Origin of the sequence: Luteimonas sp. BLCC-B24 (genome assembly GCF_028550595.1) — a bacterium.
Taxonomy (GTDB): Bacteria; Pseudomonadota; Gammaproteobacteria; order Xanthomonadales; family Xanthomonadaceae; genus Luteimonas.
The window spans coordinates 490,609-511,818 of the sequence record NZ_JAQQGN010000001.1 but is presented as its reverse complement, the minus strand read 5'-3'; the positions used below and the strand labels follow the sequence as shown (position 1 = coordinate 511,818).

Below are 21,210 nucleotides of genomic sequence, written 5' to 3'. Positions count from 1 at the left end.
CGCGGCCGCGTGGCGGCGGACGACCACCTCGACGCGGCGCTGCGGACCCCCGTGTACCATGCCGCGAATGGCAAAACCTCCCAGCAAGCGCGGCGCACGCCGCACCCCGTCCGGGCCTGCCCGGCCTTCCGATGATCGCCGCGCCAGCGGCCCGACCCGCGGCGCGAAGCCGTCCGGCACGCTGCCGCCCTGGATGCCCGACCCGGGCCTGAGTCGCGCCCTGCGATCCGCCAAGCCGCGCGACGACCACGCGACCGGCGCACACCGCGGCCCGGCCCGCACCGGCGACGGCATCGTCGATCCACACGCGGGGCGTGAGGCCGCGCGCTACGCCAATCCGATCGCGAGTCGCGAGGCCATCCTGCAGCTGCTGGCGGATGCCGACGGCCCGATGACGGTCGACGAACTCGCGGTCACGCTGGCGCTCACCGAACCCGACCGCGCCGACGCGCTGGGCAAGCGCATCGCGGCCATGCTGCGCGAAGGCCAGTTGCTGCAGAACCGCCGCGGCGGCCTGGTGCCGGCCAAACGCATGGATCTGATTCCGGGCACGGTGATCGCCAATCCGGAAGGCTTCGGATTCCTGCGCCCCGATTCGGGCGCGGGCGAGGACCTGTTCCTGCCGCCGGCCGAGATGCGCAAGGCCATGCACGGCGATCGCGTGCTGGCCAGCCTGACGAATGTCGATGCGCGCGGCCGCCGCGCCGGGGTCGTGGTCGAAGTGCTCGAGCGCCGCACGACACGCCTGATGGGCCGCTTCGCGATCGAGCACGGCATCAGCTTCGTGGTGCCCGACGACAAGCGCATCCAGCGCAACATCCAGATTCCGCACGACGCGCGCCACGACGCGCAGCACGGCCAGCTGGTGGTCTGCGAGATCGCCGCGCCGGGTGATGCGCACCGGCCGCCGATCGGCCGCGTGCTGACCGTTCTCGGTGACGTGCTCAAGCCGTCGCTGGTGGTGGAAGCCGCGATCCACGGTCACAACCTGCCGCACGAGTTTCCGCAGCCGGTGCTGGACGAAGCCGCCGCGGTGCCGGTGGACGTCGAAGACCGCATGATCGGTGGTCGCGTCGATCTGCGCGCGTTGCCGCTGGTGACGATCGACGGCGAGGACGCCAAGGATTTCGACGACGCCGTGTATTGCGAGCCCAACCGCGACGGCTTCCGCCTCGTGGTCGCGATCGCCGACGTGTCGAACTACGTCCGCCCGGGCACGCCGCTCGACGACGAGGCCCAGCTGCGCGCCACGAGCGTGTATTTCCCGGGCTTCGTGGTGCCGATGCTGCCCGAGACACTGTCCAACGGCATCTGCTCGCTGAAGCCCCAGGTCGACCGCATGTGCTTCGTCTGCGACATGCAGGTGCTGCGCGACGGCACGGTGTCGCAGTCGAAGTTCTATGAAGCGGTGATGCACTCGCACGCGCGCCTGACCTACACCCAGGTGTGGAAGGCGGTGGGCGAGCAGGACGAGGACACGCGCGCCGCGATCAGGCCGGTGCTGCCGCAGGTGGAGCGCCTGCACCAGCTCTACGCGGTGCTGGCCAAGGCGCGCGCCAAGCGCGGCGCGATCGAGTTCGAATCGTCGGAAGTCCGTTTCGTGCTCGACAACACCGGCGAGGTCACCCAGGCCGGCATGCTCCAGCGCAACGATGCGCACAAGCTGATCGAGGAATGCATGATCGCCGCCAACGTGCAGGCGGCCGAGTTCCTGCTCGAGGCCGGCATCGCCGCCCCGTACCGCGTGCACGACAAGCCGCCGGAGGCGAAGTACGCCGATCTGCTGGAATTCCTCAAGGAATTCTCGCTGCGCCTGCCGCCGTGGTCGAAGGTCCAGCCCAAGGATTTCACCAACCTGCTGAAGAAGATCCGCGAGCGGCCCGACGCCACGCTGCTCGAATCGGTGCTGCTGCGCAGCCAGAGCCAGGCGGTGTACACGCCCGAGAACATCGGCCATTTCGGCCTGGCGCTCGCGGCCTACGCGCATTTCACCTCGCCGATCCGGCGCTATCCGGATCTTCTGGTGCACCGGGCGATCAAGCACGTGCTGTCGGGTCAGCCGCTGGCGAAGTTCATCTACACCCCGCGGCAGATGGAGAGCCTGTCGCTGCAGTGCTCCGAGCGCGCGCGCCGCGCCGACGAGGCCGAGCGCGAGGTCGACGAGCGCTACCGCGCGGCCTGGATGGAACAACATGTCGGGGGCCAGTTCGACGGCGTGATCAGCGGCGTGACCAGCTTCGGCCTGTTCGTCGAACTGGACCAGTCCAAGGTCAACGGCCTGGTCCACGTGACCCAGCTGCCGAACGATTTCTACAGCTTCGATCCGATCCGGCGGATGCTCAGCGGCCAGCGCGCGGGTCGCGAGTTCCGCCTGGGTGACCGGGTGCGCATTCTCGTGCTCAAGGCCAGTCTCGAGGACCGGAAGATCGATTTCCGCCTCGTCGAGGCCGACTCGGGCCTGCCGGGCGAGCCGAAACCGCCGCCGCCGCGCGGAAAACCGGCCAAACGCGAGAAGCGTCCGTACTAAAATGCGCGGTTTCCGGGTGCGGGGCCGGTCGTCGAACCGGCGCCGGCGCCAGCCCGGCCCGTCTTCTCCGGAATCCGTCGCATGAGCAACAAGCAGAACCAGTGGATCGTCGGCATCAATGCCGTCGCGGCAGCCGTCGAGCACGACGCCGACAACGTGCGCGAGGTGCTGCTCGAAGCCGGCGCGAAGAATCCGCGCATCGCGGAGATCGAATCCGACGCCCGCCGGCGCGACATCGACGTGCGCCGGGTCAACCAGCAGGCGCTCGACGGCGTGGCCGGCGGCCTGCGCCACCAGGGTGCGGCCGCGCGCTACGCCGCAGCGAAGACCTGGGACGAGAACGAGCTCGAAGGCCTGGTCGAGGCCGCCGAGGGCAGGGCGCTGCTGCTGGTGCTCGACGGGGTGCAGGACCCGCACAACCTCGGCGCCTGCCTGCGCAGTGCCGCGGCCGCCGGTGTGACCGCCGTGGTGATTCCCAAGGACAAGGCGGTGCAGGTCAATGCCACCGTGCGCAAGACCTCGGCCGGCGCCGCCGACCACGTGCCGGTGGTGCGGGTGACCAACCTGTCGCGCACGCTGCGCGATCTGCAGAAACTGGGTGTGTGGATCTACGGCCTGGCCGGTGAAGCCGAGGCCTCGTTGTACGCGATCGACCTGCGCGGCCATGTCGCCCTGGTGCTGGGCGGCGAAGCGGACGGCCTGCGCCGGCTCACGCGCGAGCATTGCGACCAGCTCGCGACCATTCCGATGCCGGGCGCCGCCGGCGCCGCCGGTGTCGAGAGCCTCAACGTGTCGGTGGCGGCCGGCGTGACCCTGTTCGAAGCCGTGCGCCAGCGGATGTCCCGCTGACGGCAGCGGCGTCGGGGGCGACGGGGGCGACGGGGATGATCGCAGTGGCACGGCGGGGCACGCGCCGACGCATCGGGTGGCAGCGCCGGGGACTGGCGTGGGCGCTGGGGCTGCTCGCGGCCTGGACGGCCGCCTGCGCGTTCGCCGCCGCACCGGGCTCGACCGATGCGCCGGCCCCGCTGCGCGACTACGCGTTCGACCGGTGGACATCGCGCGAAGGCTTGCCGCACAACTCGGTGCGCGATCTCGCGCAGACGCCCGATGGCTACCTGTGGCTGGCGACCTGGGAAGGTCTGGTGCGCTACGACGGCCTCGAGTTCACGGTCTACGACCGCGGCACCCCGGAGCCGGCGCTGCCCGACAACGGCGTCGGCGCGCTCTACGTCGATCCCGAGGGCGCGCTGTGGTTCAGCGACTCCCGCGGCAATCTCGGCCGACGGGCCGGCGACGGCAACTGGCGCTTCTGGCGCTCGGCCGAGGCCGGCTGGCCGCAGGTGCTCATCCATGCGATGGCGATGGATGCCCAGGGACGGCTGTGGCTGCTGTTCGAAGGCCGCGGCCTGGGGTGCCTGCATCCGGATGGCCGGTTCGAGTACATCGAAGCGCCGGCCGGCGTGCCGTTGCCGCTGAGCTACCCGCACATGGCCGTCGGTGACGACGGCCGGATCTGGATCGGCGGCCTGGACGGGCTGGTCGTTCGCGACACCGACGGTGAACTGCGCAGCGCCTCGCCTGCACTCGGCCTCCCGCCCGGCCTGGCCTGGCCCTACCGGGCACCGGACGGCGTGATCTGGCTGGTCGCGGGCGACGGCGTCTACCGCGTCGACGGCGCGCGGACGCGGCGCGTGCACCGGATTCCGGGCCAGGGCGACTTCACCGCGATGCTGCAGGACCGGCACGGCGACCTGTGGCTGGGCAGCGAGAGCCGGGGCCTGCTGCGCATCGGCGCGCGCGGGGTCGAATCGCCCCCGGCGGACGCCGCCCGGCCGGCAGGCCGCATCGTGCAGTTGCTCGAGGACGCCGAAGGCAGCATCTGGGCCGGCGCGAACGGGGGGCTGTTCCGGGTGCGCGAGACCCTGTTCGAGCGGCTCCTGGTTCGCGACGGGCTCAGTGGCGACTACGTCCGCGCGCTGATCGAGGACGATCGCGGCCGGCTGTGGGTGGGCGGCAGTGGCGGCCTGGACCGGCAGGGCGCGGACGGACGGCTGGCGCGCGTGACGCTGCAGCCCGGCGTGCCGCCCTCGGTGCTCAGCCTGGCCCACGACACCCGGGGCGATCTGTGGGTGGGCGCCTACGGCGGACGGGTGTTCCGGGTGCGCGACGGCCAGGTGGTGCAGCGCCTCGACGGGTTTCCGGGGCACATCCGCGCAATCGAAGCCGCCGACGACGGCGCGGTGTGGCTGGCGACGCACAGCGGCCCGGTGCGCCTGGTCGACGGCCGTCCCGCCACGCCGCGCGTGCCGGGCCTTCCGACCAGTCTGGTGACGTCGCTGGCGTGGATCGACGGCGCGCTGTGGATCGGCTCGGTCGAAGGCGCGAGCGTGCTCGAGGGCGGCCGGGTCCGCCATCTGCAACTGCCCGTCGCCGACGGCGCGCGCACCGTGTTCGCGTTCCGGCGCATCGGCGACGCCGTGTGGCTGGCGACCGACCGCGGCCTGTACCGGGCGCAGGGCGGCCGCCTGGCGCGCGTGGGCCTGGAGCAGGGCCTGCCGGTCGACACCGTGTTCCAGATCGTGCCCGACCGCATCGGCAATGCCTGGATCACCAGCAATCGCGGCATGCTGCGGGCGCGCATGGACGATCTCGACGCGGTCGCCGACGGGCGTCGCGCGCGCGTGCCGGTGGAGCGCTACGACGAGATCGACGGCATGTCCAACGCCCAGGGCAATGGCAGCTCATCGCCCTCCGCCCTGCTGCGCCGCGACGGGTCGGTGTGGATGGCGACGGCGGTCGGCCTCAGCGGCGTCGATCCCCTGCGCTGGCGGGCGGCCCAGCGGCGTCCGGCGCCGCTGCCGCGGATCGAATCAGTGCGCGTCGACGGCGCGCCCGTCGCCGTGCGCGACGGCGCGCGCGTGTCCAGCGGCGCGCGTCTGTCGGTGTCCTACGTGGGCCTGAGCTTCCTGATGTCCGAGCGCATCCGTTTCCGCACGCGCCTCGAGGGCCTGGACAGCGACTGGGTGGAACGCGGCCGCCAGCGCAGTCTCGATGTCGTCGGCCTGCCGCCGGGCGATTACGTGCTGCACGTCTCGGCCGCGCATCCCGAAGGCGACTGGAGCACCCGCGACGCGCAGTGGCACTTCACCGTCGTGCCGGCCTGGTGGCAGCGTCGCAGCGTGCAGGCGCTGGCGGTGATGCTGGTGCTGGCCGGACTTGCCCTGGCCTACCGCACGCGCATCCTGCGCTACCGCCGTGCCAACGCGCGTCTGGCGCAGCTGGTCGACGACCGCACGCGCGTGCTGCAGACCCAGGCCGCGCAGCTGCTCGAAGCCGACAGCGAGAAGACCGAACTGCTGGCCCGGCTGCGCGCCCAGGCCGAAACCTTCGAACGCCAGGCCTACGAGGACGCCCTGACCGGCCTGCCCAACCGGCGCAGTTTCGACGGTGCACTCGCGCGCGAGGTCGCACGCGCGCACCGCCGGCGCCAGCCGCTGTGCCTGATGATCCTCGACATCGACCGGTTCAAGGCGATCAACGACGTGCACAGTCATGCCGCGGGCGACGAGGTGCTGCGCCGTGCCGGCGCGCTGCTCGCCGGTGTCTGCCGTACGTCGGACATCGCGGCGCGGATCGGTGGCGAGGAATTCGCGATGATCCTCGTCGATGCGACCCTCGACGAAGCGCACGGGCTGTATGCACGCCTGCGCGAGGCCTTTGCGGCGGAGGACGGGTGGGGCGGTGTGCCCGGCCTGCGCGTGACGATCAGCGCAGGCGCGGCGATGCTCGATCCGCTCGACACCGCGCCCGCGCAGCTGATGCGCCGCGCGGACATGGCCCTGTACCGCGCCAAGAGCGCAGGACGCGATCGGCTCTGCGACCTCTGACGGTTCGCCCTGCCGCGACGCGGCGCGTGGACATTCAGGCGCCGCGCACTAGCATGGCGGCTCACGGTGGCAGGGACGACCCTGCCGGTCGGCACCGCGCACGGGGACGGCCCCATCTTCGATCGATGGAGGTGTCCGATGTCGTGGTTCATCCTGCTGCTCGCCGGTGTGTTCGAAATCGCCTGGGCGATCGGACTCAAATACACCGAGGGCTTCACCCGACTCTGGCCCACGCTGGGCACGGTCGCCGCGATGGGCGTGAGCATCACGCTGCTCGGTCTGGCGATGAAATCGCTGCCGCTGGGCACCGCCTACGCGATCTGGGTGGGCATCGGCGCCGTCGGCACCGCCTTGCTCGGCATGCTGCTGTTCGACGAGCCGGCGACGGTGGCGCGCCTGGTGAGTCTCGGACTCATCGTCGCGGGCCTGGTCGGACTCAAGCTCGCGAGCTGAATCGCGATGCGTGTGCTGCGGCGCGCGCGTCGTCGCCGCAACGCTGCATCCTGCGACGGCCGCGTCTCCGGCGCGGCGCGCCGCTGGCATGCGGGCGGCGCATCGCCCACCATGACCGGCCCTGAGGGCGCGGTGCGCTGCGCCGTCGTCGCGCTGCCATTGGATTTCGTGTGCTGAGTGTCGTAGCGGTCGTTCTTGCGTGCTATCTCGTCCTGCGTGTGGTCTGGCCCCTGCCGTGGCCGCGTGCCGCCCGCGCTGCTCTCGCGGTGCTGGTGCTCGGACTCGCGCTGCATCACCGCATCGTCGCGCGCTTCGCCGGCAGCATGGCCTCGCCGGAGATTCCGACAGCCGCCATCGCGATGCTCGGCACCGGGTTCATCGCCCTGTTGTTGACGACGGTGTTCGTGCTGCTGCTCGATGCGCTGTGCGTGCTCGCCTGGGCGCTGCGTCGGCGCGGGGCGCTGACGGCGCTGCGTCGGCCCGGCGTGCGCCCGCTCGCGGCGGTGCTCGCATTGCTGCTGTCGGGCTACGGCACCTGGCAGGCGATGGCGGTGCCGCAGGTGCGACAGGTCGAGATCGCGATCGAAGGCCTGCCCGATGCATTCGACGGCTACCGCCTGCTGCAGATCACCGATCTGCACGCCAGCCGCCTGCTCACCGGCGACTGGGTCGCCGAGGTCGTGGCGGCGGGCAATGCGCAGCGGCCGGATCTGGTCGTGCTCACCGGCGACATGGTCGACGGCAGCCCGCGCGCCCGGGCCGACGACGTGCGGCCGCTGGCCGACCTGCAGGCGCCGGACGGCGTGGTCGCGGTCACCGGCAACCACGAGTACTACGCGCAGTACCGCGCGTGGATGCCGGCGCTGCGGGCGCTCGGCATGCAGGTGCTGGAAAACGGGCATCTCGCGATCCGGCGCGGCGATGCGGTCCTGACGCTCGCCGGGGTCACCGATCCGGTGGCGGCGCGCTACGGACTGCCGATGCCCGACCTCGCGGCGGCGCTCGCGGGTGCCGATCCCGCGGCGCCGGTGATCCTGCTCGAACACCGCCCGCGCGACGCACGCGCGCGGGCCCGGGCCGGCGTGGCGCTGCAGCTGTCCGGGCACACCCATGGCGGTCACATCCTCGGAATGGATCGGCTGGTCAAGCGCGCCAACGGGGGCTTCGTTTCCGGCCGCTATGCAGTCGACGGCATGACGCTCTACGTCGGCAACGGTGCCGGCCTGTGGCCGGGCTTCGCGACGCGGATCGGCGTGCCGTCGGAGATCGCGCTGATCACGTTGCGCGCGGCGCCGCCCGGTTGACGACCGCGCGTGCTCAGGCAGCCGGCGCGGGGGCCGGCCAGGCGTTGGCGATGCGGCAGAACAGGCGGGCGGTCTGCTCGGTGTCGTAGAGCGCCGAGTGCGCCTGGCTCTGGTTCCATTCGAAGCCGGCCGCCTGCACGGCGCGCGCGAGCACGGTCTGGCCGTAGGCCACGCCCGCCAGCGTCACCGTGTCGAACACGCTGAAGGGATGGAAGGGATTGCGCTTGTGGCCGCTGCGCTCGACGGCGGCGTTGACGAAGCCCAGGTCGAAATGCGCGTTGTGGCCGACCAGGATCGCGCGTTGGCACTGGTGGTGGCGCACCGCGGCGCGGACGCCGGCGAAGATGTGCTCGAGCGCGTCGTACTCGCTGCGCGCCAGACGGAAGGGGTGATGGATGTCGATGCCGGTCACTTCCAGCGACTGCGGATCGATCTGCGTGCCCGGTGCGGGCTCCACGTGCGCATGCACCGACCGGCCGAGCGCCAGCCGCCCGTCGGCATCGAGGTCGAGCGGAATCGCCGCGATCTCCAGCAGCGCATGGCGACGCGCGTCGAAGCCGCCGGTCTCGACGTCGACGACGACCGGCAGGAAGCCGCGGAAGCGGCGTGACATCGGAAGATGGGGCGTGGCGGCTGCGACCGGCGCGGTCGGAACGTCGAGATCGCTCATGCGCACAAGCCTAGCAGAGCGTCCGCCGCACCCGGACGCGCGGCGTGCGACCGCGCGTCACGGTTCGAGGCGCGTCGCGCGCCGCGGCTCGGCGCCTCAGGAGACCGTATTGGTCTCGTCGCGCTTGTCGCGCGGCGGCAGGGCGTCGTCGCCGTGGACCAGGAACCAGATGTTCTCGGCGATGTTGGTCGCGTGGTCGCCGATGCGCTCGATGTTCTTGGCCATGAACAGCAGATGGGTGCTCGGCGTGATCGCACGCGGGTCTTCCATCATGTAGGTCAGCAGCTCGCGGAACAGGCTGGTGTAGACGGTGTCGATCTCCGCGTCCTGGTCGCGCACGCGCTGGGCCGCCTCGGCATCGTTGTCGCGGAACGCGACCAGCACGTCGCGCACCTGGCGCACGGCCAGCTGGCCTAGCACCGTGAGCCCGCGGGTATGCGGCAGCGGCGGCGCCAGGTTGAGCGCGGTCGAGCGCTTGGCGACGTTCGCGGCGTAATCGCCGATGCGCTCGATGTCGGCGGCGATGCGCAGGGCCGCGAGGATCTCGCGCAGGTCGCGCGCCATCGGGCCGCGCAGCGCCAGCTTCATCACGTCCTGGCTGACCTCGTGCTCGAGCGCGTCGATCGCATCGTCGTTGGCGATGATGCGCTCGGCCGCCTTGTCGTCACGGCGCTCCACGACATCCAGCGCGGCTTCGAGCTGCGAGGCGGCCATTTCGCCCATGCGCAGGATTTCCTGCGTGAGCCGGTTGCGCTCGTCGTCGTAGCTCTTGACGATGTGGTCGTTGGGTTGGATGGGCATGGAGGTGGGTCCGTGATTGGTGATTCGTAATTCGTGATTGGGACAAGCGATGGGCGATCCGCTGGCGTCGACTGCTCGGTCGAATCACCAATCACCAATCACGAATCGACAATCACGCAGCTGCGGCCGTCGCCTCAGCCGAATCTGCCGGTGATGTAATCCTCGGTCTGCTGCTTCGAGGGCTTGGAGAAGATGGTCTCGGTGGTGTCGTGCTCGATCAGATCACCGAGGTACATGAAGGCGGTGTAGTCCGAGACGCGCGCGGCCTGCTGCATGTTGTGGGTGACGATGACGATCGTGTAGTCGACCTTCAGTTCCTCGACCAGCTGCTCGATGCGGCTGGTGGAGATCGGGTCGAGCGCCGAGGTCGGTTCATCGAGCAGCAGCACGTCGGGGCGCAGGGCGACGGCGCGTGCGATGCACAGGCGCTGCTGCTGGCCGCCCGACAGGCCGAGCGCGCTCTGGCCGAGCTTGTCCTTGACCTCGTTCCACAGCGCGGCCTGGGTGAGCGCCTGTTCGACGCGCACGTTGAGCTCGGCCTTGGACAGCTTCTCGTGGTGGCGGATGGCATACGCCACGTTCTCGAAGATCGTCATCGGGAACGGCACCGGCTTCTGGAACACCATGCCGACCTTGCTGCGCAGGCGGTTCATCGGGTACTTCGGCGACAGGATGTTCTCGCCGTCGAGCAGCACCTCGCCACTTGCGGTCATCTTCGGATACAGCGCGTAGATGCGGTTGAAGATGCGCAGCAGGGTCGACTTGCCGCAGCCCGAAGGCCCGATCAGCGCGGTCACCCGCTTTTCGGGAATCTCCAGATCGATGCCCTTGAGCGCATGGAAATCGCCGTAATGGAAATCCAGGCCACGCGCGGCGATCTTCACCGGCGCCGGTTCCAGCACGTCGCGTGCGTGGGTCGCCAGGTGGATGCGTTGCGTCGGGGCGGAGTGCAGATCGTTCATGGACGGGTCCGTTCGAAAAGGGGGCCGTGCGGATCAGTCGTGGCTGATGCGCTTGCGCAGCAGGATGGCACGGGCGACGAGGCTGACGATGAGCACGAAGCTGGTCAGCACCAGCGCACCCGCCCAGGCCAGCTGCTGCCAGGATTCGTAGGGGCTGCCGGCGTACTGGTACATCACCACCGGCACGCTGGCCATCGGCCGCATGATGTCGCTGTTCCAGTACTGGTTGCCGAAGGCGGTGAACAGCAGCGGCGCGGTCTCGCCGCTGATGCGGGCCAGGGCGAGCAGGATGCCGGTCACGATGCCCGCCGAGGCGCTGCGATACAGCACCTGCACGATGACCTTCCAGTGCGGCACGCCAAGCGACAGCGCCGCCTCGCGCATCGTCGTGGGCACCAGCTGCAGCATCTCGTCGGTAGTGCGCACCACCACCGGCAGCACGATGAAGGCCAGCGCGATGGCGCCGGCGAGCGCCGAGAAGCGGCCGCCGGTCTGCATCACGAACGCGGTGTAGACGAACAGGCCCAGCACGATCGACGGGGCCGACAGCAGGATGTCGTTGACGAAGCGCACCGCCATGCCCAGCTTGCGCGCGCGGCCGTATTCCGACAGCCAGGTGCCGGCGGCGACGCCCAGCGGCGTGCCGATGGCGATCGCCAGCGCGCACATCACCGCGCTGCCGAAGAACGCGTTGGCGAGACCGCCTTCCTGCATCGGCGGCGGGGTCATCTGGGTGAACAGCGCCCAGTTGATGCCGCCGGCCGCCTTGGACACCAGCGTCCACAGGATCCAGCCGAGGAAGAACAGGCCGAAGGCGGCGGTGAGGCAGCCGAGAGCGATGGCGACGCTGTTGACGATGCGGCGACGGCCGTAGAGGCGGTCGGCGACCTGGCGCTCACGGTCGGTGACGACGGTGGCCATCATTTGCCCTCCTTGCGCGAGAGCTGCATCAGCATCAGGCGGGCGATCGCCAGCACCACGAAGGTCACCAGGAACAGCACGAAGCCGAGCAGCAGCAGGGCGGAGCGGTAGGTTTCGGTGGCTTCGCCGAAGTCGTTGGCGATCAGCGCGGCGATCGTCGTGCTGGGTTCGAGCAGCGAGGGCGTCAGCCGGACCGAGTTGCCGATCACGAACGCGACCGCCATCGTCTCGCCGAGCGCGCGGCCGAGACCGAGAAAGATGCCGCCGATGACGGCCGAGCGGGTGTAGGGCAACACGATGTCCCAGCTGACTTCCCACTTGGTCGCACCGAGCGCATAGGCCGATTCCTTCAGGCGCGTGGGCACGGTCAGGAACACTTCGCGCATCACCGACGAGATGAAGGGAATCACCATGATCGCGAGCACGAAACCCGCGGTCAGCGTGCCGATGCCCAACGGCGGGCCTTGGAACAGCATTCCGATGCCGGGGATCGCACCGAAGTAGTCGTTGAGGAACGGGGTGACGTAGGTCGTCATCACCGGCACCAGCACGAACAGGCCCCACATGCCGTAGATGATCGACGGAATGCCGGCGAGCAGTTCGATCGCCGTGCCCACCGGACCGCGCAGCCAGCGCGGTGCGACTTCGGTGAGGAAGAACGCGATGCCGAAGCTCACCGGCACGGCGATGATCATCGCGATCAGCGCGGTGACGATGGTGCCGAGGATCGGCACCAGCGCGCCGTAGCGGTTTTCGACCGGGTTCCAGTCGGCGCTGGTGAAGAAGGACAGGCCCTGGGTGGCCAACGCATCGCGCCCGCCCCAGAGCATCGACAGTGCGGCGCCGGCGAGGGCCGCCATCGCGAACAGCACCGTGGCCGCCAGCAGCCAGCGGAAGAGCCGGTCGTTGCGGGCGTCGCGCAGGTCGCGTTGCCGGGGCGCCGGTGCGGCGGAAAGGGTGGCGGCGGTCATCGGATCCCTTGTGTTCCGTCATTCCCGCGCACGCGGGACGTCATTGCCTGGGGGTCAACGCGAACGCGCGGTGCGTCGCCGCGACGGGCGACGCACCGCGCGCTGGGCATCACTGGAACTCGGCCGCCCAGTAGGCTTCGATCTGCTGCACCAGCTCGGCCGGCAGCGGCACGTAGTGCAGCTCGCTGGCCTGGGCCTGGCCCGACTCGAAGGCCCACTTGAAGAAGTCGCGCGCGGCGCGGCTGCGCTCGACATCACGCGGCTGCTTCGGCATCAGCATGAAGTTGGTCGCGGTGATCGGCCAGGCGTCGGGACCCGGAGCGTTGGTGATGACCAGGTTGAAGTCCTGCGCACTGCCCCAGTCGGCGGTGGCGGCCGCGGCGGCGAAGCTTTCCTCGCTCGGCTGCACCCAGTTGCCGGCCGCGTTCTGCAGCGATGCATACGGCATGTTGTTCTGCAGGGCGTAGGCGAGCTCGACGTAGCCGATCGAGCCCTTGATCTGCTGGACGTAGGACGCGACGCCCTCGTTGCCCTTGCCGCCGACGCCGGTCGGCCACTGCACCGAGGTGCCCTCGCCGATGCGCGACTTCCAGTCCGGGCTGACCTTGGACAGGTAGTTGGAGAAGTTGAACGTGGTGCCCGAGCCGTCGGAACGGTGGACGATGCTGATCTTGCCCGCGGGCAGGGGGACGCCCGGGTTCAGCGCCGCGATCGCGGGGTCGTTCCAGGTGCCGACCTTGCCGAGAAAGATGTCGGCGAGCAGGGCGCCGGTCAGGCGCAGCTGGCCCGGCTGCAGGCCGTCGACATTGATCACCGGCACCACGCCGCCGATCGCCGAGGGGAACTGGCCCAGGCCCGCGGCCTGCAGTTCGGCGCTGTCGAGCGGCTTGTCGGTCGAGCCGAAGTCCACCGTGCCGGCCTTGATCTGGGCGATGCCGCCGCCCGAGCCGATCGACTGGTAGTTGACGCGGTTGCCGGTGGCGGCGCTGTAGTCGGCCGACCAGCGCGACACCAGCGGGAAGATGAACGTGGCGCCGGCGCCGGTGATCTGCATGCCGACGCGGTCGCCCGCGCCCTGGGTCGCGCCCGGCGCGCCCTCGGCGGGCTGGCCGGCAGGTGCGCCGTCGTTGCCGCTGCAGGCGGCCAGGAAGACCAGGGAAGACAGCGCGAGTGCGCCGATGCGGACGATGGAACGGGCCATGAGCAACTCCATGTGGGAATGCGGCGCGAGCGCCGCCTGGGTCCGAGCATGAAATGATGTTTTTGTTACACCCGTATGACGCTCGTCATTCTCACAGGGGCGAGGGCGGCGGCGAGTGAAACACATGCACAAAAAAAGCGGGCCCGAAGGCCCGCCGGAAGACGACACGCGGGCGACCCGGGCGGGAGAGACGCCCGCGTCGCATCACGTGGTCGTCGGACTCAGTACCGCGCGTTCTCCGCCCAGTAGCGCTCGACCTGCTGGACCAGCGTCGCCGGCAGCGGCACGTAACCGAGCTGGCGGGCCTGCTCGCCACCGTTGGCGTAGACCCAGCGGAAGAAGTCCTGCGCGCTCTTGGCGCCCGCGCGGTTGCGCGGGTTGCGGTGCATCAGGATGAAGTTGGTCGCGGTGATCGGCCAGGCGTTCTGCCCCGGCGCATTGGTCATCACCAGGTGGAAGTCGCGTGCCGAGGCCCAGTCGGCGCTGGCCGCCGCGGCAGAGAACGTCTCCTCGCTGGGATTGACGAAGTTGCCGGCGGCGTTCTTCAGGCGCGAATAGGCCAGGCGGTTCTGCAGCGCATACGACAGCTCCACGTAGCCGATGCCGCCCTTGATCTGGCGCACGTAGGCGGCCACGCCCTCGTTGCCCTTGCCGCCGATGCCCACCGGCCAGCGCACCGTGGTGCCTTCACCCACGCCGGTGCGCCAGTCCGGGCTCACCTTGGACAGGTAGTTGACGAAGTTGAAGGTCGTGCCGGAGCCGTCGGAACGGTGGACGACGGTGATGCGGGCGTCGGGCAGCGTCAGCCCGCCGTTGAGCGCGACGATTGCCGGGTCGTTCCAGCGGGTGATCCGGCCGAGGAAGATGTTGGCCAGCGTTTCGCCGTCGAGCTTCATGGCGCCCGCGGCGACGCCTTCGACGTTGATGATCGGAACCACGCCGCCGATGACGGACGGGAACTGCACCAGCCCCGACCTCTGCAACTCGGCGGGCGGCAGTGGGGCATCGGAGGACCCGAAATCCACCGTGCCGGCCTTGATCTGGGCGATGCCGCCGCCCGAGCCGATCGACTGGTAATTGACCTGCGTATTGGTCGCGCTGCGGTAGTCGGCCGACCAGCGCGTCATCGCCGGATAGACGAACGACGCGCCGGCGCCGGTGACGTCGGTGGACTGGGCATTGGCGCCGAACGTGACCGCGAGCAGCGTGGTCGACAGCACCAGCGTGGCGACCCGGGCCTTGAGGAAAGCGTGCATGAAGATTCCCTGGAATGAGGCGGCAGGTGCCGCCGTGCCGGGCAATTTCACTTTCTTGACATGACAGTTGCGGGTCAGCGTCGTGACCGGTCGGTGACGCGCCGGTTGCGACACTGCGACCCGCGACGGCGCGCTTGGTCACGCAACTGTCATGTGAATGCAATTTGAGTGTCAGCAAACCTGCGCACGCTGCACATCATTCGGTCACAGACGTTTCATCTGCGCGCGGCGGACCGCCGCGTGGCCGACCTCCGACACCTCCACCCACGGGAATCCACCCATGCGTCATTCCATCCTGGCCGCGTCCGTCGCTCTCGCCGTCGCGTCCGTCTCGTTCAATGCCGCGGCCCAGTCCCCGGACCGCGACGCCGAGATCGCCGCACTGCGCGCGCAGCTGGCGGAACTCCAGGCCAAGGTCGAGGCGCTCGAGGTCCGCACCGACGCCCAGTCGGACATCAATATCGGCACCCAGGAAAGTCTGGACAAGATGGCCACCACGGCGCCGGTCATCGACACCAAGGGGGGTCTGAAGGTCACCTCGGCCGACAAGCAGTTCGAATTCCAGGCCGGCGGCCGCATCCATTTCGATGCCTACGCCTTCGACCGCGCCGTCGCCGCCAGCACCGGCACCACCGAGTTCCGCCGCGCGCGCCTGAGCCTGCAGGGCAAGGCCTACGGCTGGGAGTACAAGTTCGAGCAGGACTTCGCGGCCGGCACCGGACTCGACGGATTCCGCGACGTGTTCATCGCCCGCTCGGCGCTGGGCGGCAAGGTCACCATCGGCCACTTCAAGCCCTACCGCTCGATGGAAGAGCTGACCAGTTCGAACGAGATCCTGATGATGGAGCGTCCGTTCGCCTCGGCCACCGGCCTGTTCAACGGCCGCCAGTTCCAGCAGGGCGTGGGCTACCTGCGCGCCGACACCGACTACACGGCCGGGTTCTCGGTGTTCAACCTGCGCAGCGCCTCGGGCACCCGCAACGAGGGCGTCGGCGCCGCCGGCCGGGTGACGTTCGCGCCGGTCAACACCGAGACCCGCACCGTGCACCTCGGCGGCTGGGCCAGTCACGAGAACGTCAACCAGGGCTCGGCCGACATCGCAGCGACCGCCAACTACGCGGGCCGGCGCGGGCCGGCGCAGACCATCGCCACGACGACCGCGGGCAGCCGTAACACCGTCGACGCCGTGGGCCTGGAGGCGGCCGGCTCGTTCGGGCCGCTGTTCTTCCAGAGCGAGTACGCGGTCGCCCGTTTCGGTCAGCCGGCGGCGGCCGACCAGGACATCACCACCTGGTACGTGCAGGGCAGCTGGCTGCTCAACGGCGGCCACAAGGCCTACAAGCCGGGTGCCGGCATCTTCGCCTCGCCCCGGGTCACCGACCGCGGCCTGTGGGAGCTGACCGCGCGCTACGACACGATCGAGAACCGGGACCTGCCGAACCGGGACGCCACCAGCTGGATCCTCGGCATGAACTACTACGTCAATCCGGCGTTGCGCTTCATGTTCAATTACACCAATGGCGACAACACGGTGACCGGCGACAAGACCGGCCAGTACGCACTGCGCACGCAGTTCGCGTTCTGATCCCCGCGTCCGGGGAACGCACCGGGGGCCCGTGGCGTGCGCCGCGGGCCTTTTTTCGTTGCGGGCTCCGCAGGGGCGGTGCGGACGGTGCGCGTGCCCGTCGAGGCCCGGCGCGGCTGTCCGAAGACGCACCGCCTCCCGGTAGAGGCGACGGTGGGGCGCCGGACGTTCGACGCCTGCACGGTCGAGGCGGGCGACCCTCGGCCGGCCGCGTCCGTCACTGGGGCGTGGCGAAACGGGCCTGGACCCGCAACTCGCCCGCGCTCCGCGCCACGCTGAGCGCGCTGGGCGCCAGTCCATGCTGCTGTCGCAGCGCATCCAGCCATGCGAACAGCTGATGGGGCGTCGCCGCATCCGCCTCGATGCCGAAACCGTCCGCGCCCTCGTCGCGTTCACGGCTCACGGCCAACCCCGCCGTGGAGGCCGAGGCCAGCACCGCACGTTTCAACGCGGCCGCATCGGCGGGCGGCGCGACGTCACGCTGGTCCAGGGCCTGCAACTGCGCGCGTTGAAGTTCCGCCTCCACCAGCGCCAGCGCGGCACGCGCGTGGCGCTGGTGCGCGGCGTCGGCGGCCGCGCGCAGTGGAACCATCACGCCGTACCAGAGCACGAACGCCGCCACGGCCGCGACCATGACGGCGAGCATCCAGCGCTCGCGCGGCTCGCGCTGGCGCCACCAGTGTCGAACGCGCTGTGCACGAGCATCCATCACAGCGGCTCCACGGCAACGAGCGTGCGCAGTCCGGCCTCGACCGGCTGACTGTCCAGCGGCACCAGTGCCAACCCGGCGCCGGCCAGGTGCTCGCGGAGCAGGTCGAGCTCGGGCGCGCCGGCATGCACGAGGCCGGCGCGGACACCGGTCGCGGGCGCGAATTCGTAACTGTCGAGGCGGGTGCCGGGCACGGCCTGCAGGGCGTCGAACAGCGCCGCCGAGTGCGCCGCCAGCAGGTCGGGCGCCAGACGCTGACGGTAGTGCGCGCCGAGCGTGGCGCCGGTGAGCTGCGGGTGGACCTGGGCCGCCACCGCATCGGTCTGCTGGACCAGCGCGCGCGCCGCCAGCGTGCGGTAGGCGGCGTCCGCACCGACCATCACCACCGGCGACAGCAGCACGGCAGCGGCCAGCCACCGCAGGCGTCGGTACCGGCGCGGCGCCGGCGTGTCCCGGCGCGCATACGCGCCCTGTAGCAGGTCGAGCGCGAGCGGCATGCCCGCGTTCGCGGCGAAGCACGCGTCGCGCCCGGCCGCATCCAGGGGTTGCACGGCGTGTGCGCCCACGACGCGATGCACCAGATCCGCTTCGCCAGCGAGCGCGAGGGTCGGGCCGCGCGCCAGCAGCCGACCGTCGCATTCGCTGATCTGCACGCGCGCATCCGCCGGTGCGTCGAGCAGCAGGCAATCCGGCACGACGGCCGCGGTGCGCAGACCCAGCTGCGTCGCGCGCTGCAGCCAGTCGCGCATCTGCGCCGCGTCGACCACGCCGACCAGACGCTGCGCCGTCCCCGGCGTGGGCTCGCCGACCGCGACGTGCAGCTCGCGCTCCGGGCGCGCGATCTGGTCCTGCAGCATCAGCCGCGCGGCGGCCGCGGCCTGGGCCGTGCTGTGCGCCGGCAGGTCGAGCCACAGCAGGCGCAGGGCTTCGGCCGGCACGACCAGGAGGTCGCGCGCGCCGGGCTCGGCCGGCAGCGGGTGTTCCGGCGTGCAGGGCCGACGGTCGAGGATGCGGCCGTCGGCGCCGGCGCGCAGGCAGGCCGCGGCCCGACCGGGATCTGCGCCCAGCTGCAGCAGGCGGATGGAAGAGGCAGCGGCGTTCATTCGTCGGGTGTCCAGCGGCGGGCGATCAGACGGGCGCGGTCGCCGTCGGCATACAGCAGGGCGCTCAGCACCGCCTGGGCGCCGGCGTAATCGACCTCGGTCTGCAGCGTGAACCAGCGGCTCGTCAGCTGCACCTGGTCGTAGATCTCGTTCGACAGTTCGGCATCGCGCAGCGCCGGCTGGTTCCAGAACGCGGTGGCGTCGGGCCAGCCGCCTTCCGGCCGCGCGGCGATCAGGCGCCTGGCCTCGCCCGGCGTCAGGCGTCCCAGGCTCAGCATGCTCAGCACGGGGGCCTGTTCGGGGGTCAGCGCATTGACGTTGACCGGCGACAGGGCAGCGCGGGGCAGGGCGCATACGTAGGGACGCAGGCGCGCGTAGGTCGGATCGTCGTAGCCGTGGATGGCGCGCAGTTCGGACGGCTCGGCGAGCAGCGCGCCGCTGGTGCGGTAGCCGGGCGAACGCGCGGCGTAGGTGGCGTCCTCGGCCCCGAGCGGCGCGCGCTCGGCATCGCTGTCGATCCAGTCGGCCAGCGTGTCGGCCAGGGCCTGCGCCTGGGCGGCGGCGAATCCGAGCGCCTGCAGCAGTGCGATGTACTGGCGCACGCCCAGGTCCTGGCGTCGCCACTGCTCCGGCGCGCCGGTCACCACGCTGTTGAGGTTGAAGCAGGTGCTGCCATCCCCCAGCCGCGCGCGCACCAGACCGAGGCTCTGACCGTCCTCGATGATCGGAAACAGCAGGGGCCTGCCGTTCCACTGGCCCGCATCGACACCCGCGCGCTGCAGTTCGCCCACGCGTTGCCGCGCCAGCGCCTCGCTGCCGAGCGCGTAGCGCTGCGCCTGGGCGATGGATGCGGCATTGCCGGTGCGGCGCAGTCCGAAGCGGATGTCGTCCAGCATGGCCACGGCGAGCACGGTCATCACCGCGGTGAGCAGCAGGACCGACAGCAGGGCCATGCCGCGCTGGCGTAGCGGCGCGCTCATTCCGCTTCGCCCGGCAGCAGGAACACCTGCCGCACATGGCCGAGATCGCGCAGCTCCAGCTCCAGCGCGACCGCCTGCGGCAGTGCATCCAGACCGCCGCCCCAGCCGTCGCTCCAGGCGCCGCGCGTGTAGTACGTCGCCTGCACCGATTCGACACCGTCGAGCAGCACCTGCGGCGCGGCCGCGGCCGTGCCGTCGAGGGCCGTGCGCGTGCTGCGCTGCAGGCGGCCGTCGTCGACGCGGTACTCCACGTACTGCATCGAGGCGCGCGGCGCGCCGTCGGGATTCTCCCAGCCGCGGCGGACGAAGCCGAACAGCGGACGCGCGCGCTCGTCCGGCGGCGCCGCGGTAAAGGCGGACAACGCCGCCACGCCGTCACTGCGGCGCGTGCGGCGTACGGCTGCCTGGCCAAGATCGGCCTTGAGCAGCGCGTGCGCGCGCTGCAGCTCGGCCATGCGCGCCATGCGCGCGCGGATGACGCCCTGCTGGTCGGCGGTCCACGCGAGCACGCCCACCGCGGCGGCGGCGAGCAACGCGAAGATCGCCAGCGCCACCAGCACCTCGATCAAGGTGAAGCCGCGGACGGGCATGCGTGCGGCGCCTCTCATCGCAGCACCTCGGCGCTGGCTGCCTGCTGGCCGTCGTCGGCGAACACCGCGATGCGCACGCGGGTCAGTCCCGCCCCGGCAGGCTCGACCGTCTGGCGCCAGCGCCACTGGCGATCGCCGAGGCGCGCGTCGCCCTGCGCGGTGCCCGGCACCGCGGCGGTGAGCTGCGCCTCGACCGCCAGGTTCTCGGCGAGGATGCCGGCCAGCGCGCGCGTCTCGATCTGCAGTGCACTGCGTGTGCTGCCCCCGGCGAGATTGAGCAGCGCCACCACGACCAGCGCGAACACCGCCAGTGCGACCAGCAGTTCGAGCAGCGAAAAGCCGCGCGCCGCGCTGCTCATTGCACGCGCACCGTGCCGGCCGCGTCGACCGTCACTTCGGCCTGCTGCTCGCCGCGGACGAGCAGGACGCGCTGCGGTTCGGCGGTTCCGGTCGCATCGAAGCGCAGGTGCAGGCGGTCCTGGCGGCCGGGCAGCACGACGCGCATGCCGTCGTCCCAGCGGCGCACGCCGAACGGCGCGTCGACCAGTGCGCGCCAGTGGCCGAAATCGCGTCGACTGAAGCTGTAGCCGCGCGCATCGATGACGACCTGCATCGCCCGCCCGCCGAGGATCGCCTCGTCGCGCGCATGGCCCAGGCGCAGACCGAAGCTGTCCACCTCGCGGTGGAATCCGGCATCGCCGTCGGGCAGCGTCAACGCCACCGCCGTCGTGGCCAGGCCGATCACGACCAGAACCACGAGCAGTTCGATCAGCGTGAAACCGGCCTGCGCGCGCGCCATCGGCGTGACGGCTTACGGCCAGTTGCCGATGTCGGCGTTCTCGCCTTCGCCGCCCTCGACGCCGTCGGCGCCGAAGGAGAAGACATCGAACGAGCCGTGCTGTCCTGGCATGCGGTACTGGTAGGCATTGCCCCAGGGATCGGCCGGCAGGCGGCGCACGTAGCCGCCCTTGCGGTAACGCTCGGGACGGGCGAGCCCGGCCGGTGGCTGCACCAGGGCCTGCAGGCCCTGATCGGTGCGCGGATAGACGAGGTTGTCCAGGCGGTAGCTGTCGAGCGCCTGCTCCAGCAACGCGACGTCGGCGCGCGCCTTCTCGGCCATCGCGCGGTCCTGGCTGGGCAGGACGTTGATCACCACCACCGTGGCCAGCAGGCCGAGGATGACGATGACCACCATCAGTTCGATCAGGGTGAAGCCGCGCGCCCGGGCGAGGGCGGGGCGTGTACGACGGACATGCATGACGAGGAGTTCCGTTTGGAATGTGGGGA

General features: G+C 70.8%; 20 protein-coding genes. 6 read left to right on the top strand and 14 right to left on the bottom strand.

Features of this window, described 5'->3' with window-relative positions:
• Window positions 1-67 precede the first annotated feature (67 nt).
• The 5 genes from rnr to PQS31_RS02540 all read left to right on the top strand — a co-directional run bounded on the left by rnr (window position 68) and on the right by PQS31_RS02540 (window position 8,174).
• The gene (gene rnr / locus PQS31_RS02560) at window positions 68-2,527 is read left to right on the top strand and encodes a ribonuclease R (protein WP_272761105.1); all 2,460 of its coding nucleotides are present in this window, start codon (window positions 68-70) and stop codon (window positions 2,525-2,527) included.
• 81 nt (window positions 2,528-2,608) lie between these two features.
• Window positions 2,609-3,376, top strand: a complete 768-nt coding sequence (gene rlmB, locus PQS31_RS02555) for a 23S rRNA (guanosine(2251)-2'-O)-methyltransferase RlmB (protein WP_272761104.1) — start codon at window positions 2,609-2,611, stop codon at window positions 3,374-3,376.
• Between the two features lie 35 nt (window positions 3,377-3,411).
• Entirely contained in the window at window positions 3,412-6,417 is a 3,006-nt protein-coding gene (locus PQS31_RS02550; RefSeq protein ID WP_272761103.1) for a ligand-binding sensor domain-containing diguanylate cyclase, read from the top strand.
• A 138-nt stretch (window positions 6,418-6,555) separates the two neighbouring features.
• The gene (gene sugE / locus PQS31_RS02545; protein WP_272761102.1) at window positions 6,556-6,870 is read left to right on the top strand and encodes a quaternary ammonium compound efflux SMR transporter SugE; all 315 of its coding nucleotides are present in this window, start codon (window positions 6,556-6,558) and stop codon (window positions 6,868-6,870) included.
• A gap of 170 nt (window positions 6,871-7,040) precedes the next feature.
• Window positions 7,041-8,174 (top strand): metallophosphoesterase, encoded by a 1,134-nt coding sequence (locus tag PQS31_RS02540; protein ID WP_272761101.1) that lies wholly within the window; start codon window positions 7,041-7,043, stop codon window positions 8,172-8,174.
• A gap of 13 nt (window positions 8,175-8,187) precedes the next feature.
• Here the strand turns inward: PQS31_RS02540 and rnt are convergent, their stop codons facing one another.
• The 7 genes from rnt to pstS (PQS31_RS02505) all read right to left on the bottom strand — a co-directional run bounded on the left by rnt (window position 8,188) and on the right by pstS (PQS31_RS02505) (window position 14,956).
• Window positions 8,188-8,844: a ribonuclease T gene (gene rnt, locus PQS31_RS02535; RefSeq protein WP_272761100.1), complete on the bottom strand. Its 657-nt coding sequence runs from the start codon at window positions 8,842-8,844 to the stop codon at window positions 8,188-8,190.
• Between the two features lie 96 nt (window positions 8,845-8,940).
• The gene (phoU, locus tag PQS31_RS02530) at window positions 8,941-9,645 is read right to left on the bottom strand and encodes a phosphate signaling complex protein PhoU (protein WP_272761099.1); all 705 of its coding nucleotides are present in this window, start codon (window positions 9,643-9,645) and stop codon (window positions 8,941-8,943) included.
• A 134-nt stretch (window positions 9,646-9,779) separates the two neighbouring features.
• Window positions 9,780-10,607 (bottom strand): phosphate ABC transporter ATP-binding protein PstB, encoded by an 828-nt coding sequence (gene pstB / locus PQS31_RS02525; protein ID WP_272761098.1) that lies wholly within the window; start codon window positions 10,605-10,607, stop codon window positions 9,780-9,782.
• Between the two features lie 33 nt (window positions 10,608-10,640).
• Window positions 10,641-11,528 carry a phosphate ABC transporter permease PstA gene (gene pstA / locus PQS31_RS02520; RefSeq protein ID WP_272761097.1) on the bottom strand — a complete coding sequence of 296 codons (888 nt, stop codon included), beginning with the start codon at window positions 11,526-11,528 and terminating at the stop codon, window positions 10,641-10,643.
• Window positions 11,528-12,499 carry a phosphate ABC transporter permease subunit PstC gene (gene pstC / locus PQS31_RS02515; protein ID WP_272761096.1) on the bottom strand — a complete coding sequence of 324 codons (972 nt, stop codon included), beginning with the start codon at window positions 12,497-12,499 and terminating at the stop codon, window positions 11,528-11,530. The genes pstA and pstC overlap by 1 nt, the downstream gene beginning before the upstream one ends.
• 109 nt (window positions 12,500-12,608) lie before the next feature.
• Window positions 12,609-13,700: a phosphate ABC transporter substrate-binding protein PstS gene (pstS, locus tag PQS31_RS02510; protein WP_272761095.1), complete on the bottom strand. Its 1,092-nt coding sequence runs from the start codon at window positions 13,698-13,700 to the stop codon at window positions 12,609-12,611.
• 221 nt (window positions 13,701-13,921) lie between these two features.
• Window positions 13,922-14,956: a phosphate ABC transporter substrate-binding protein PstS gene (gene pstS / locus PQS31_RS02505; protein ID WP_272761094.1), complete on the bottom strand. Its 1,035-nt coding sequence runs from the start codon at window positions 14,954-14,956 to the stop codon at window positions 13,922-13,924.
• 280 nt (window positions 14,957-15,236) lie between these two features.
• On the opposite strand from pstS (PQS31_RS02505), the gene PQS31_RS02500 reads away from it, so the two are divergent.
• Window positions 15,237-16,541, top strand: a complete 1,305-nt coding sequence (locus tag PQS31_RS02500) for a porin (RefSeq protein ID WP_272761093.1) — start codon at window positions 15,237-15,239, stop codon at window positions 16,539-16,541.
• Between the two features lie 217 nt (window positions 16,542-16,758).
• Here PQS31_RS02500 and gspM read toward each other — a convergent pair whose 3' ends face one another.
• From gspM to gspG, 7 genes are read right to left on the bottom strand one after another with little or no spacing between them, the layout of a single operon-like run.
• A complete protein-coding gene (gene gspM / locus PQS31_RS02495; protein WP_272761092.1) occupies window positions 16,759-17,250 on the bottom strand; it encodes a type II secretion system protein GspM in 492 nt (163 codons plus the stop codon).
• The gene (gene gspL, locus PQS31_RS02490) at window positions 17,250-18,353 is read right to left on the bottom strand and encodes a type II secretion system protein GspL (protein WP_272761091.1); all 1,104 of its coding nucleotides are present in this window, start codon (window positions 18,351-18,353) and stop codon (window positions 17,250-17,252) included. The genes gspM and gspL overlap by 1 nt, the downstream gene beginning before the upstream one ends.
• Entirely contained in the window at window positions 18,350-19,333 is a 984-nt protein-coding gene (gene gspK / locus PQS31_RS02485; protein ID WP_272761090.1) for a type II secretion system minor pseudopilin GspK, read from the bottom strand. The genes gspL and gspK overlap by 4 nt, the downstream gene beginning before the upstream one ends.
• On the bottom strand, window positions 19,330-19,923 hold the full coding sequence (gene gspJ, locus PQS31_RS02480; protein ID WP_272761089.1) for a type II secretion system minor pseudopilin GspJ: 594 nt from the start codon (window positions 19,921-19,923) through the stop codon (window positions 19,330-19,332). The genes gspK and gspJ overlap by 4 nt, the downstream gene beginning before the upstream one ends.
• Window positions 19,924-19,937: 14 nt before the next feature.
• Window positions 19,938-20,282, bottom strand: a complete 345-nt coding sequence (gspI, locus tag PQS31_RS02475) for a type II secretion system minor pseudopilin GspI (protein ID WP_272761087.1) — start codon at window positions 20,280-20,282, stop codon at window positions 19,938-19,940.
• Window positions 20,279-20,722: a GspH/FimT family pseudopilin gene (locus PQS31_RS02470; protein ID WP_272761086.1), complete on the bottom strand. Its 444-nt coding sequence runs from the start codon at window positions 20,720-20,722 to the stop codon at window positions 20,279-20,281. The genes gspI and PQS31_RS02470 overlap by 4 nt, the downstream gene beginning before the upstream one ends.
• Before the next feature lie 12 nt (window positions 20,723-20,734).
• Entirely contained in the window at window positions 20,735-21,181 is a 447-nt protein-coding gene (gene gspG / locus PQS31_RS02465) for a type II secretion system major pseudopilin GspG (RefSeq protein ID WP_272761085.1), read from the bottom strand.
• Window positions 21,182-21,210 lie beyond the last annotated feature (29 nt).